This is a genomic window from Isoptericola cucumis, from assembly GCF_014635665.1.
Taxonomy (GTDB): Bacteria; Actinomycetota; Actinomycetes; order Actinomycetales; family Cellulomonadaceae; genus Isoptericola; species Isoptericola cucumis.
Genome location: NZ_BMDG01000004.1, coordinates 278513 through 290542, shown reverse-complemented (window position 1 = coordinate 290542; position 12030 = coordinate 278513). Strand labels below are relative to the sequence as shown.

The window sequence follows — 12030 nt, the reverse complement described above, 5'->3', positions numbered from 1 at the left end:
CCCATGGCCGACTCCCCGGACCTCCCCCGCTACACCGTGCCGTCGCTCTCCCGCGAGGACGGCGACCAGGTCGCCCGGATCCTGCAGCAGCGCCTCAACTCCCTCACCGACCTGCACCTCACGCTCAAGCACGTCCACTGGAACGTCGTGGGCCCGCACTTCATCGCGGTGCACGAGATGCTCGACCCCCAGGTCGACGCCGTGCGCGCCATGACGGACGCCGTCGCGGAGCGCATCGCGACCCTCGGGGTCGCCCCCGTGGGCACCCCCGGCGCGCTCGTCGCCGCCCGCACCTGGGACGACTACCACCTCGGGCGGGCGACGGCGATCGAGCACCTCGGCGCGCTCGACGAGGTCTACCAGGGCGTCATCGAGTCGCACCGCAAGGCGGCCAAGGACACGGCCGAGCTGGACGACGTGACCAACGACCTGCTCATCGGCCACCTGCACGAGCTCGAGCTCTTCCACTGGTTCGTCCGTGCGCACCTCGAGTCCGCCGGCGGCGACGTGTCCACGGCGGGCGCCACCACCGAGCTCGACGCCGCCCGCCAGGCGCGCGACTCCACCGGCTGATCGCGACCGCGCGGACGGAAGGGCCCTGCCTCGGTGAACGAGGCAGGGCCCTTCTCGCGGGCCGGGTCCCTTTGCCCCTGCTGCGGTGGGGTGTCAGCGGCGCTGGGGCTGGTTCTCCACGCTTGGCACACTATTTATCTCGGAAGACGACGAAGAGTCGACTGCGGCGATCTCTCTGCCGGGGTCGTGCACGCCAGCCTCCACCCAGGCGCGCCGCACCTGCTCGAACCGGGTGGGCAACGGCGACCGCACCGCCCCGTAGCGGGCGTTGGTGCGGTGTACGAACCTCCGCCACGACAGCACTAGCCCCTGCCTCGTGATCGGGAGCCCGCTCGAGACGGTGGTGCCGTTGTCGTGCGTGTGGTGCACGGTGAGCAGCAGCGCCCGCGGCACCGAGCCCTCCAGCTCGGCCGCCAGCTCCGTGCGCACCACCATCCAGTGCCGCAGCAGGAGCACCACCTCGGGCGGCAGCCGGTGGGTGCGCACCGTGCGATGCTTACCGTGCCGCACGAGCACGCTCCCCTCCCCCGCCTCCGGGCCGCCCTGCGCGCGGGCGCGACGGGTCGCCACCCCCGGCTCCGGGCCCAGGTCGAGGTCCTCGGCGCGCACGCGCAGCAGGTCGCCGTACCGCGCACCCGTCGCGCGGGTCAGGCCCGCGATCACCGCCAGGCGCACCACCTCCGGCTTACCGCCGGGGCGCAGCGCCTCCACCGAGAGCTCCCGCCAGACCCACTCCGCCTCGTCCAGCGCCACCGGGGGCCGCGGGTAGCGCCCCGCTCCCCCACCCGGGTCGCCCGCAGGTCCGGCCGGCCGTCCGGAAGGCGGTTCGGCGGAGCGGGAGTCGGTCGGGGCGGGTGTGGTGGGGTCGTCGGCCGTCATGGGTCCATCCTGGCGCTTGGCACACTTTTTCAAGAGGAATGGTGGCGGCGTGTCCCGGCACTCCGGGCGCGACGTACCCTCGACCCGTGACCTCCACCAGCGACGACGCCGGCCGCGGCCTCCCAGGAACCCTCGCCGCCGCCGTCGACCACGAGCTGGTGATCAAGAAGTCCCGCTTCCTCGCCCACCTCGCCCCCGCCCGGACCGTCGAGGAGGCGGACGCCGTCGTGGCGCGGGTGCGCAAGGAGCTGTGGGACGCCCGCCACCACTGCGTGGCCCTCGTCGTCGGCACGCACGCCGACGCGCAGCGCTCCTCCGACGACGGCGAGCCCTCCGGCACCGCCGGTGTGCCGATGCTCGAGGTGCTGCGGCACCGGGACGTGACCGACGTCGTCGCCGTCGTCAGCCGCTACTTCGGAGGCGTGCTGCTGGGCGCGGGCGGGCTGGTGCGGGCCTACTCGGGCGCCGTCTCCGGGGCGCTGGACGCCGCCGCCGGCGGCGGCCTCCTGCTGCGACGCGCGCGGCGCACCGTCGTGCGCCTCGACGTGCCGCACGCGGACGCAGGGCGCATCGAGCACCTGCTGCGCGACTGGGCCCGCACCTACGACGCCGTCCTGGAGGACGTGGCGTACGCCCAGGCGGCCCGCTTCACGGTGCTGGTGCCGCCGGGCGAGGTGGCGCGGCTGCGCGCCGACCTCGCCGCGGCGTCGTCGGGCCGCCTGGTCCCGGCCGCGGGAGAGGACCGCGTCGTCGACCTCCCTGCCGGGCCGCGGCCGCGGGGCTGACGGAGGGAGCGACGGTGGGAGCGGTCAGGCGGTGATGCCGGACGGGCCGACGGTGGCGCCGTCCGGCACCCTCCCCCGCTCCCCCGCGTCCGCCAGCACCCCGTCGCCCACGACGCGGACGTCCGCGCCGAACGTCCAGTCGCCGGCGACGGTGAGCGACGTCGCCGACCGCAGCGACGGCGCGCCCGCCGCGAACCGCTCGTCGAAGCGCGAGATCGCCTTGTAGGTGCCGGACAGCTCGACGAGCGGGGCGTCCACCTGGGCCACCAGGCGGAAGTCGTCGGTGAGGTCGTACACGTCCGAGCGCATGAGCAGCAGGTCCGACGTCTTCTTCACCGGCAGGAAGCGCTCGCGCCCGACCTCGATGGCCGTCGCCCCCTCGAACACGGCGACCGCCGCGCCCATCGCCGACTCGATCTGCACGACGGGCGTCGACGACGCGTCCGTCGGGTCCACGGTCTTGTCGTTGCGGATGAGCGGCAGCTCGAGCACGCCCCCCGTGCGGTCGAGCTCGGCGGCCAGCGCCTCCAGGTCGAACCACAGGTTGTTCGTGTGGAAGTACGGGTGGCGCGACGCGTCGAGCGCGGCGTCCATGTCGTCCGGGTGGGTCTGCGCCGTCTCGCGCTGCATGATCCGCCCGTCCGCCTTGCGCACGACGAGCTGCCCGCCCTTGACGTCGGCCGGCGACTTGCGGCACATCTCGGCGGCGTACGGGGCCCCGGACGCCGCGAACCAGGCCGCGATCTCGCCGTCGGGGGCGGCGCCGAGGTTGTCGGAGTTGGACACGCTCGCGTACCGGAAGCCGGCGTCCAGGAGGGCACGCACGACGCCGGAGGCGTGCAGGGCCGGGTAGAGGTCGCCGTGGCCGGGCGGGCACCACTCGAGCGAGGGGTCGGCGGGCCACTCGACGGGCTCGAGCGTGTCCGCGCGCAGCTTGGGCTCGCGGTTCTGCAGGAAGTCGAGCGGCAGCCCGTCCACGCCCACGCCGTCGTGGCGCGCGAGCGCGGCGAGCGAGTCGTCCTGCGTGCGGAACGAGTTCATGAGGAGGAGCGGGAGCGGGGCCCCGGTGGCGGCGCGCGCCGCCTGCACCTGCTTCACGATGACGTCGAGGAACGAGAGGTCCTCGCCCTCGGCCGTGCGGCGCACCGTGAGCAGCGACTTCGCCCGGTCCATGCCCATGGACGTGCCGAGCCCGCCGTTGAGCTTGATGATCGCGGTGCGCGACAGCGCCTCGGCCGTGTCAGCGGCGGAGAACGTGAGGTCCGCGTGCCGCTCCAGGCCCGTCAGGGGCTCGACGTCGTCCTCGCGCACGAGGCCCGTCTCCCCCGACTCCAGCAGCCGGTAGAACCGGGTGAAGGTCTCGATCGCGGCGGGCGCCACGCCCGCGGTCGTCATCTTGTCCCGTGCCAGCTCGAGTCCGCGGTCGCTCATGACCAGCACCCTAACCGGGGTCCGCGCGCCCGACCGTGACGTCTCAGGCTCGTCCCCGGCTCCTGCGCGCGTCCGGCGCGGTCGCCCGAGGCGGCGCGGTCACTCGAAGCGCGCCGGGTCACCCGCCCCGACACGCACGACCTCGGGGTAGCCGTCGGACCAGTCGACGACGGTGGTGGGCTCGGCGACCACCTCGCCCGCGTCCACGACGGCGTCGACGACGTGGTCGAGCTCCTCCTTGACCTGCCAGCCGTCGGTGAGCGGCTGGTCGGCGCCCGGCAGGATGAGGGTGGACGACAGCAGCGGCTCGCCGAGCTCGCGCAGGATCGCCTGCACCACCCGCGAGTCCGGGATGCGCACCCCGACCGTCTTCTTCTTCGGGTGCGCCAGGCGGCGAGGCACCTCGGACGTGGCGGGCAGGATGAACGTGTACGGCCCCGGCGTCGCGGCCTTGATCGCCCGGAACGCGCTGTTGTCCAGGATGACGAGCTGGCCGAGCTGGGCGAAGTCGGCGCAGACCAGCGTGAAGTGGTGCTTGGCGTCGAGGTGCCGGATCTGGCGGATCCGCTCCGTGCCGTCGTGCTGGCCCACGCGGCAGCCGAGCGCGTAGCCGGAGTCCGTCGGGTAGGCGACGAGCCCGCCGTCGCGCAGCATCGCGACGACCTGCGACACGAGCCGCGGCTGGGGGTCGACGGGGTGCACGTCGAGGTATCGGGCCATGCGGGGCAGCGTATCCCCGACGGCCCGAGGGCGGCCCGTCAGACGCCGAGGGCGCGCCGCAGCTCCGCCTCGCTGGCGTTGCCGCCGGAGCAGACCACGCCCACCCGTCGCCCGGCGAACCGCGCGGGGTGCGTGAGCACCGCGGCGAGCGCGGCGGCGCCCGCCCCCTCGGCGACGGTCCGCGCGGCGGTGAGGAACGTGCGCTGCGCGGCCGCGATCTCGCCGTCGGACACGAGCAGGAAGTCGGCCAGGCGCTCCCGCAGCACCTGCTGGGTGAGGCCGAAGCCGCACCCGACGGCGAGGCCCTCCGCTCGGGTGGTGTTGGCGGCCGTGCGCAGGTCGCCGCTGCGCCACGAGTCGTGCGCCGCCGGCGAGGCCGCCGCCTGGACGGCGACGACCTCCAGGCCCGGCGCCAGCGCCCCGGCGACGAGGCACGCGGCCGCCGCGCCGGAACCGCCGCCGACGGGGACGACGAGCACGTCCAGGTCGGGTGCCTGCTGCAGGAGCTCGAGGGTCGCGGTGGCGACCCCCGCGACCAGGAGCGGCTCGTTGGCCGCGCCCACGAGCCGCGCCCCGGACTCCTCGGACAGCTCGCCCGCCCGGGCCCGGGCGTCGTCGAAGGTGCTGCCGTGCAGCACCACGTCCGCCCCGAGGTGGCGCACCGCCCGCTCCTTGACCGGGTTGGGGTCCGTGGGCATGACGATGGTGCACGGCGTGCCCGCGTGCCGTGCCGCGTACGCCAGCGCCTGCGCGTGGTTGCCGGTGGAGTAGGCGACGATGCCGCGGCGCCGGGCCTCGGCGTCGAAGCCGAGCAGCAGGTTGAGCGCGCCGCGCACCTTGAAGGCCCCGGTGTGCTGCAGGTTCTCGTGCTTGACGACGACGCTCGCGCCGTCCGCCCCCGCCTCCCGCGCCGCGGCGTCCACCTCCGGGTGCGAGAGCGCCGGGGTCCGCACGACGAGGCCCTCGAGCCGGCGCGCCGCGGCCAGCACGTCGCGGACGGTCGGCGGGGCGGGGACGGGGCCGGCGGCGGCGGTGACGAGGCTCGCGGTGCTCATGCCTGCCAGCATGGCCAGGCACGACGCATAGGTCCAATGCCGGTTCCTGCTGGGGACGATAGACGTTCTCGATACGTCTGGCTTAGGCTCGCGGGATGTCCGTGTCGTCCGGCTCCCCCTCGCCCCCGCACCTCGACCTCACCCGGCTCCGGGTGCTGGCCGCCGTCGCCCGCACGGGCTCGGTGACGGCGGCCGCGCGCGAGCTGCACTACGCCCAGCCGTCGGTCAGCCACCACCTGGCACGGCTCGAGGCCGAGGCCGGCATCCCGCTGCTGCGCCGCGCCGGGCGCGGGGTGTGCCTCACCGAGGCGGGCCGCCTCCTCGCCGACCGGGCGGAGGAGATCCTGGGGCGGGTCGAGGGCGCGCGCCGCGAGCTCGACGCCCTCGCCGGCCTCCGCGCCGGTCGGGCACGGCTCGCGTCCTTCCCGTCCGCGCTCGCCACCCTCGTGCCGGACGCCGTCTCGCGCCTGCGGGCCGAGCACCCCGGGCTCAGCGTGGGGCTCGTCGAGGCCGAGCCGCCCGAGGCCGTGGCCGCGCTCGCCGCCGGTGACGTCGACGTCGCGCTCGTGTTCGAGCACACCGACGTCCGGCACGCGCGGACGGTGAACGACCTCTCCCCGTTCGAGGTGACGCCCGTGTGCCACGAGCCGGTCACCCTCGTGCGCCCGGCGGGCCCGCCCGGCGCGGAGGCCCTCGGCGAGCCCACGCTCGCCGACCTCCAGGACGCCGACTGGATCGCCGGCTGCGAGCGCTGTCGCGCCGACCTGGTCGCGCGGTGCGCCGCGGTGGGGTTCGTGCCGCGCATCGCGTTCGAGACCGACGACTACGTGGCCGTGCAGGCGCTCGTCGCGGCGGGGACGGGGGTGAGCGTGCTCCCGGAGCTCGCGCTGCGCGCGCACCGCAACCCGGACGTGCGGACCGACCCGCTGCCGGGCGCCGCCCGTCGCGTGCTCGCGCTCACCGTGGGCGCTCCGTCACCGCCGGCCGCGGCGCTCGTCGCGCGGCTGGTCGCGGCCGGGGCCGAGCCGGCCGGGGCCCGGATGTCGAACGGGCCGCCGCCCGGCTAGCGTCGGAGGATGCCCACGGGGCTCACGACCTGGCCGTCCTGGCTGCCCGGCTGGTGGAGCACCGCCGACTACGACGTCGCCCGCGAGGTGCTGCAGCGCGGCGTCGCGACCCTGCTGTGCCTGGCCTTCCTGCAGGCCCTGGGCCAGTTCCGCCCGCTGCTCGGAGAACGCGGGCTGCAGCCGGTACCCGCCTTCGTCGCGCGGACGAGGTTCCGCGACGCGCCGTCGCTGTTCCACCTGCACTACAGCGACCGGTTGCTGGTCGTCGTCGCCGCGGCCGGCGCCCTCGCCGCCGCAGCCGTCGTCGTCGGGCTGCCGCAGGCGGGCCCGTGGTGGGCGACCACCGTCGTGCTCCTGTCCTGCTGGGCCGGCTATCTGTCGATCGTGCAGGTCGGGCAGCGCTTCTACTCCTTCGGCTGGGAGACGCTGCTGTGCGAGCTGGCCTTCCTGGTGGCGTGGCTCGGCTCCCCCGACGTCCCCGTGCCGTTCCTGCTGGTGCTCGCCGCCCGCTGGCTGCTCTTCCGCCTGGAGCTGGGGGCCGGCCTCATCAAGTGGCGCGGCGACCCGGCGTGGCGCGACCTCACCGCCCTCGACTACCACCACGAGACGCAGCCCATGCCCGGGCCCCTCAGCTGGCACGCCCACCACCTGCCCCGGTGGTGGCACCGCACCGAGGTCGTGGGCAACCACGTCACGCAGCTCCTCGTGCCGTGGTTGCTGTGGCTGCCGCAGCCCCTGCCGTCGGTCGCGGGCGGCGTCGTCGTCCTCACGCAGGGCTGGCTGGTGCTCACCGGCAACTTCGCCTGGCTGAACTGGGCGACGATCGTGCTGGGCGCGGCCATGGTGTCCGACGGCGTGTGGGCGGCCCTGGGGGGCTGGGTGGGCATCGCAGGTGCCGCGGGCGACGCCCCGGCGCCGGGCGCAGCCGGGGCGCCCACGGCACCCGCGGCGTACGTCGTCGTCGTGGGCGCCGTCGTCCTCGTCCTGCTGGTGCTCTCGGCGCGGCCCGCGGCCAACCTGGCGTCCGCGCACCAGAAGATGAACGCGAGCTTCGAGCCGCTGCGGCTGGTGAACGCGTACGGCGCGTTCGGGTCGGTCACCCGCCGCCGCGACGAGGTGGTCGTCGAGGGCTCCCTCGCCGAGCGGCCGGGGCCGGACGACTGGCGCGAGTACGCCTTCCGCGGCAAGCCCGGCGAGGTGGGCCGCCGGCCACCGCAGGTCGCGCCGTACCACCTGCGCCTCGACTGGGTGCTGTGGTTCGTCCCGCTCGGGGTCTCCGGCCCGTGGATCGGCCGGCTGTGCCGGCGGCTGCTGGAGGCCGACCCCGCCGTCCTGCGGCTGCTGCGGCGCGACCCGTTCGACGGCGCCGCGCCGCGGTGGGTACGCCTGCGGCTCTTCCGGTACCGCTACACGACGCCCGACGAGCGACGGCGGACCGGCGACTGGTGGGTGCGCCACGAGCTCGGACCGCTCGTCGACCCCGTCCGGCTCGCCGACCTCGCCGGCCGGTCCGCATGACGTCGCCCGCCTCGCCTCGCGGCAGCGCGGGGACGACGTCGCGGGTCAGACCAGCGAGTCCCGCCACGCGGCGTACAGCGCCGCGTACCGGCCGTCGCCGGCCGCGAGATCGGCGGGCGCCCCGTCCTCGATCACGCGCCCGTGCTCCATCACGAGGACCCGGTCGGCGATGTCGACCGTCGACAGCCGGTGGGCGATGATGATCGCCGTGCGGTCCGCCAGGAGCGTCTGCAGGCCCCGCTGCACCAGGCGCTCGCCCGGCAGGTCGAGGGACGACGTGGCCTCGTCGAGCACCAGCACCGCCGGGTCCGCGAGGAACGCCCGCGCGAACGACAGCAGCTGCCGCTGGCCGGCCGAGACCCGACCGCCGCGCTTGTTCACCTCCGTGTCGTAGCCGTCCGGCATCGCCATGATGAAGTCGTGCGCGCCGACCGCGCGGGCGGCTGCTTCGATGTCCTCCTGCGGCGCGCCCGGGCGGCCGAGCGCGATGTTCTCCCGCACCGACCCGCTGAACAGGTACGCCTCCTGGGTCACCATCACCACCGCGCGCCGCAGGTCGGTGGTGGACAGGTCGCGCACGTCCACCCCGTCGAGCAGCACGCGCCCCTGCGTCGCGTCGTAGAAGCGGGTGACGAGCTTCGCGACCGTGGACTTGCCCGCACCCGTGGTGCCGACCAGCGCCACCGTCTGCCCGGCCGGGATCGCCAGGTCGAGGTCCGGCAGGATGACCGGGCCGTCGCCGTACCGGAACGTCACGTCCGCCAGGTGCAGCGCCCCGCGGGCCTGCGGCAGCGGCGTGGGGCGTCGCGGCTCGACGACGGTCGGCTCCTCCGCGAGCAGCCCCGACACCTTCTCGAGGGCCGCCACCGCCGACTGCAGCGAGTTGTAGAACATGCCGAGCTGCTGGATCGGCTGGAAGAACCGCTTCACGTACAGCAGCGCCGCGACGAGCACGCCGACGTCGAGGGCGCCGGAGTAGACGCGCCAGCCGCCGACCGCGAGCGCCGCGGCGACCGCCACGTTGCCGATGAGCACGAGGCCCGGCTGGTAGCGGCCGTTCACGCTGAAGATCCGCAGGTTGGCGTCGCGGTACTCCTCGCCGAGCCGGTCGTACTCGGCCTCGGTGGTCGGCTCGCGGCGGAACGCCTGCACCGCCCGCATGCCCGTCATCGTCTCGACGAACTTCACGATGAGCCGCGCGGACGTGGTGCGCTGCTCGCGGTAGAACACCTGCGAGTGCTTCTGGAACCACCGGGTCAGCAGCCAGGCCGGGACCAGGGCCGCGGCCAGCACGAGCCCCGAGCGCCAGTCCATCAGGAACAGCGTCAGGCCGGTGAAGATCATCAGCATCAGCGACGACACGACGCCGGTCAGGCCGCCGTCGAGCAGCTCGCGCAGCGCCTCGAGGTCCGAGGTCTGGCGGCTGATGATGCGGCCCGACGTGTACGACTCGTGGAACTCCAGGCTCAGCAGCTGCGTGTGGCGGAACACGCGGCGGCGCAGGTCGAGCAGCACGCTCTGGGCGATGCGGGCCGCGGCCCGCACGTACGCCCCCGCGCAGAGCCCGCCGGCGACCGCGGCCACCAGGTACGCGGAGCCGACGAGCGCGAGCGTGGACGCGTCGCCGTCCATCAGCGCGGGGACCGCGTCGTCGATGGCGAGCGAGACCAGCCACGGGCCGGCGACCTGCCCGAGCGTGGCGAGCACGACGAGCACGCCGGCCCAGGCCAGCGAGCGGGCGCGGGGCCGCAGCAGGTCGCCGAGGAGGCGGAGCGACCGGGACCGGACGCTCTTCGACGTCGCGCTGTCGAGGCGGGTGGCGTCGTCGGCGGTCGCGTCGGTCGGCCGGCGCGCGGGCCGGGGGCTGTGCGTCGCGCCGCTCATCGGGCGTCCTCGCTTCTCGGGTCGGGAGCCGTCCGGTCGGGAGCCGTCCGGTCGGGAGCCGTCCGGTCGGGAGCCGCGTCGTCGGGCGCGGCGGCGTGGTCGGGGTAGTGCTCCCAGTCCTGCTCGAGGTTGGAGATCACGTACCGGTAGTGCGCGTCGGTCGCCAGCAGGTGCGCGTGCGTCCCGACGGCGGTGATCCGGCCGTCCTGCAGGACGGCGACACGGTCGGCGAGCGCCACGGTCGAGGGGCGGTGGGCGATGACGAGGGTCGTGGTGCCCGCGAGCACCTCGTGCAGCCGCGCGGTCACGGCCTCCTCGGTGGTGACGTCGAGCGCCGACAGCGGGTCGTCGAGCACGAGGACGGCGGGGCGGGCAGCGATGGCGCGCGCGAGCGCGAGCCGCTGCCGCTGCCCCCCGGACAGGGACAGCCCTTCCTCGCCGATGCGGGTGTCGACCCCGTCCGGGAGGTCGGCGACGAACCCGGCCTGGGCGACCTCGAGCGCCTCGTGCAGGCGCCGTTCGCGCTCCTGCTCGTCGACGGCGTCCGGGCCGGACTCCTGCACGCCGAGCAGGACGTTGTCGCGCACGGAGGCCGAGAAGAGCGTCGGGTCCTCGAACGCGACCGCGACGGGCCGGCGCGCGTCGGTGCGGCGCAGGCGCCGCACGTCCACGCCGTCGAGCAGCACCGCCCCGGACGTCACGTCGGCGATGCGCGGCACCAGCATCGCCAGCGTGGACTTGCCCGACCCCGTGAGCCCCACGAGCGCCGTGGTGGTCCCCTCGGGCAGCTCCAGGTCGAGCCCGTCCAGCACCGGCGGGGACGCGTCGTCGTAGCGGTACGTCACGTCGCGCAGCTCCACGTGCCCCCGCACCGGCCCCGGCTCCACCGGGTCCGCCGGGTCGGCGAGTGGGTTGGCCGTCTCCATCACCTGGAAGAAGCGGTCGACGGCCGTGCGGGCGTTGAGCGTCATCGACAGGGTCATGCCGAGGTCCACGACCGGGCCGTTGATCACGGCGGCCGTGAGGAAGAACGCCACCAGGTCGCCGAGGGAGATCTGGCCGCGGGCCGCCAGGACGGAGCCCAGCACGAGGCAGACCGCCAGCGTGACCTCGGGGATGAGCTGCAGGGAGGTGGTCACCGTCGCCTGGTTGCCCGCCTTGCGGATCTCGGTGCGGCGCAGCTCCTCCGCCTGGCCGGTGAACGACTCCAGGGCGTCCCGCCCGCGGCCGAACGCCTTGAGGACGCGGATGCCGTGCACCGACTCCTCCACCGTCGTCGCGAGGTCGCCGGACTGGTCCTGCGACAGCCGGGCGATGACCCGGTAGCGGCGCGAGAACCGGAACGCGATGACCGTCACCGGGATCGCGCCGGCGAGGTAGACCAGGCCGAGCCACCCGGCCGTGGCGAGCAGGATCCCGACGCCCACCACGATCGTCACCGCGCTCACGACGAGCTGCAGCAGCCCGAAGATCAGCCAGCGGCGCAGCAGGCCGAGGTCGCCCATGATGCGGCTCAGCAGCTGCCCGCCCGGCCACCTGTCGTGGAACGCGGCGGGCAGGTCCTGCAGGTGCCGGAACAGCGCCATGCGCATCACGGCCTCGATGCGCGTGCCGGGGTACATCACCAGGTTGCGGCGCAGCAGCACGAAGCCCGCCTCCGCGACGCCGAGGACCAGCACCAGGACGACGGGCACCACGAGCGCGCCCAGGTCGTGCGCGGCGGCGCCCTCGGCGAGCGGCCCCTCGACCAGCGTCTGCAGGACCCGCGGGATCGCCAGGGCCGCGAGGCTGGCGCCGAGGGCCGAGAGGAGGCCGCCGACCAGGCGCGGCACCGCCGGGCGCACGTACGGGTACAGCCGGCGGACCGACGCCCACGTGGACAGCTGCGAGCCCACGGGCGGCGGGACCGCGGCGGCCCCGGGCGGCGCCCCCTGCGGGGACGCTCCCCGGCGAGCGCTCTCCGAGGAGGCGCGCCGGGGCCGGGTCCGCTTCTTCTGGTCGGGACTGTCGGACGGGTCAGCCGAGGACGGTCTCGGGCTGCGGGTGGTGTCGGGCATCACATCCATCTTCCCACCGACCACCGACACGCTTGCCCGGGACACGCGCCTCGGCCCGGGC

10 protein-coding genes are annotated in these 12030 nt (G+C 75.2%); 4 read left to right on the top strand and 6 right to left on the bottom strand.

The features are described 5' to 3' along the window. The first annotated feature begins 3 nt into the window (after positions 1-3). A complete protein-coding gene (locus tag IEW03_RS07560) occupies positions 4-573 on the top strand; it encodes a Dps family protein (RefSeq protein ID WP_188523031.1) in 570 nt (189 codons plus the stop codon). 93 nt (positions 574-666) lie between these two features. Here IEW03_RS07560 and IEW03_RS07555 read toward each other — a convergent pair whose 3' ends face one another. Further along, positions 667-1452 carry a site-specific integrase gene (locus IEW03_RS07555; RefSeq protein ID WP_229737782.1) on the bottom strand — a complete coding sequence of 262 codons (786 nt, stop codon included), beginning with the start codon at positions 1450-1452 and terminating at the stop codon, positions 667-669. An 86-nt stretch (positions 1453-1538) separates the two neighbouring features. On the opposite strand from IEW03_RS07555, the gene IEW03_RS07550 reads away from it, so the two are divergent. Continuing rightward, on the top strand, positions 1539-2237 hold the full coding sequence (locus IEW03_RS07550; protein WP_229737774.1) for an IMPACT family protein: 699 nt from the start codon (positions 1539-1541) through the stop codon (positions 2235-2237). Between the two features lie 24 nt (positions 2238-2261). On the opposite strand, the gene IEW03_RS07545 is transcribed toward IEW03_RS07550, so the two are convergent. The 3 genes from IEW03_RS07545 to IEW03_RS07535 all read right to left on the bottom strand — a co-directional run bounded on the left by IEW03_RS07545 (position 2262) and on the right by IEW03_RS07535 (position 5443). Then, entirely contained in the window at positions 2262-3668 is a 1407-nt protein-coding gene (locus IEW03_RS07545) for a UTP--glucose-1-phosphate uridylyltransferase (RefSeq protein WP_188523029.1), read from the bottom strand. 99 nt (positions 3669-3767) lie between these two features. After that, positions 3768-4388, bottom strand: a complete 621-nt coding sequence (locus IEW03_RS07540) for an L-threonylcarbamoyladenylate synthase (protein WP_188523028.1) — start codon at positions 4386-4388, stop codon at positions 3768-3770. A 38-nt stretch (positions 4389-4426) separates the two neighbouring features. Then, positions 4427-5443 (bottom strand): threonine ammonia-lyase, encoded by a 1017-nt coding sequence (locus IEW03_RS07535; RefSeq protein WP_188523027.1) that lies wholly within the window; start codon positions 5441-5443, stop codon positions 4427-4429. Positions 5444-5538: 95 nt separating this feature from the next. Between IEW03_RS07535 and IEW03_RS07530 the strand changes: the two genes are divergently transcribed. Together IEW03_RS07530 and IEW03_RS07525 are read left to right on the top strand one after the other, a co-directional pair. Beyond that, entirely contained in the window at positions 5539-6510 is a 972-nt protein-coding gene (locus IEW03_RS07530; protein WP_188523026.1) for a LysR family transcriptional regulator, read from the top strand. A 9-nt stretch (positions 6511-6519) separates the two neighbouring features. Further along, positions 6520-8028, top strand: a complete 1509-nt coding sequence (locus tag IEW03_RS07525) for a lipase maturation factor family protein (protein ID WP_188523025.1) — start codon at positions 6520-6522, stop codon at positions 8026-8028. A gap of 45 nt (positions 8029-8073) precedes the next feature. On the opposite strand, the gene IEW03_RS07520 is transcribed toward IEW03_RS07525, so the two are convergent. Next, complete coding sequence (locus IEW03_RS07520) at positions 8074-9912, bottom strand: ABC transporter ATP-binding protein (protein ID WP_188523024.1); 1839 nt, start codon at positions 9910-9912, stop codon at positions 8074-8076. Continuing rightward, the gene (locus tag IEW03_RS07515) at positions 9909-11969 is read right to left on the bottom strand and encodes an ABC transporter ATP-binding protein (RefSeq protein ID WP_229737773.1); all 2061 of its coding nucleotides are present in this window, start codon (positions 11967-11969) and stop codon (positions 9909-9911) included. Before IEW03_RS07515 ends, IEW03_RS07520 begins: the two co-directional genes overlap by 4 nt. Positions 11970-12030: the final 61 nt, after the last annotated feature.

Excerpts from the sequence above, each read along its gene's own strand:
- IEW03_RS07545 (WP_188523029.1), bottom strand. The coding sequence starts at position 3,668 with ATGAGCGACCGCGGACTCGAGCTGGCACGGGACAAGATGACGACCGCG.
- IEW03_RS07515 (WP_229737773.1), bottom strand. The coding sequence starts at position 11,969 with ATGCCCGACACCACCCGCAGCCCGAGACCGTCCTCGGCTGACCCGTCC.
- IEW03_RS07560 (WP_188523031.1), top strand. The coding sequence starts at position 4 with ATGGCCGACTCCCCGGACCTCCCCCGCTACACCGTGCCGTCGCTCTCC.
- IEW03_RS07530 (WP_188523026.1), top strand. The coding sequence starts at position 5,539 with ATGTCCGTGTCGTCCGGCTCCCCCTCGCCCCCGCACCTCGACCTCACC.
- IEW03_RS07520 (WP_188523024.1), bottom strand. The coding sequence starts at position 9,912 with ATGAGCGGCGCGACGCACAGCCCCCGGCCCGCGCGCCGGCCGACCGAC.
- IEW03_RS07540 (WP_188523028.1), bottom strand. The coding sequence starts at position 4,388 with ATGGCCCGATACCTCGACGTGCACCCCGTCGACCCCCAGCCGCGGCTC.
- IEW03_RS07555 (WP_229737782.1), bottom strand. The coding sequence starts at position 1,452 with ATGACGGCCGACGACCCCACCACACCCGCCCCGACCGACTCCCGCTCC.
- IEW03_RS07525 (WP_188523025.1), top strand. The coding sequence starts at position 6,520 with ATGCCCACGGGGCTCACGACCTGGCCGTCCTGGCTGCCCGGCTGGTGG.
- IEW03_RS07535 (WP_188523027.1), bottom strand. The coding sequence starts at position 5,443 with ATGAGCACCGCGAGCCTCGTCACCGCCGCCGCCGGCCCCGTCCCCGCC.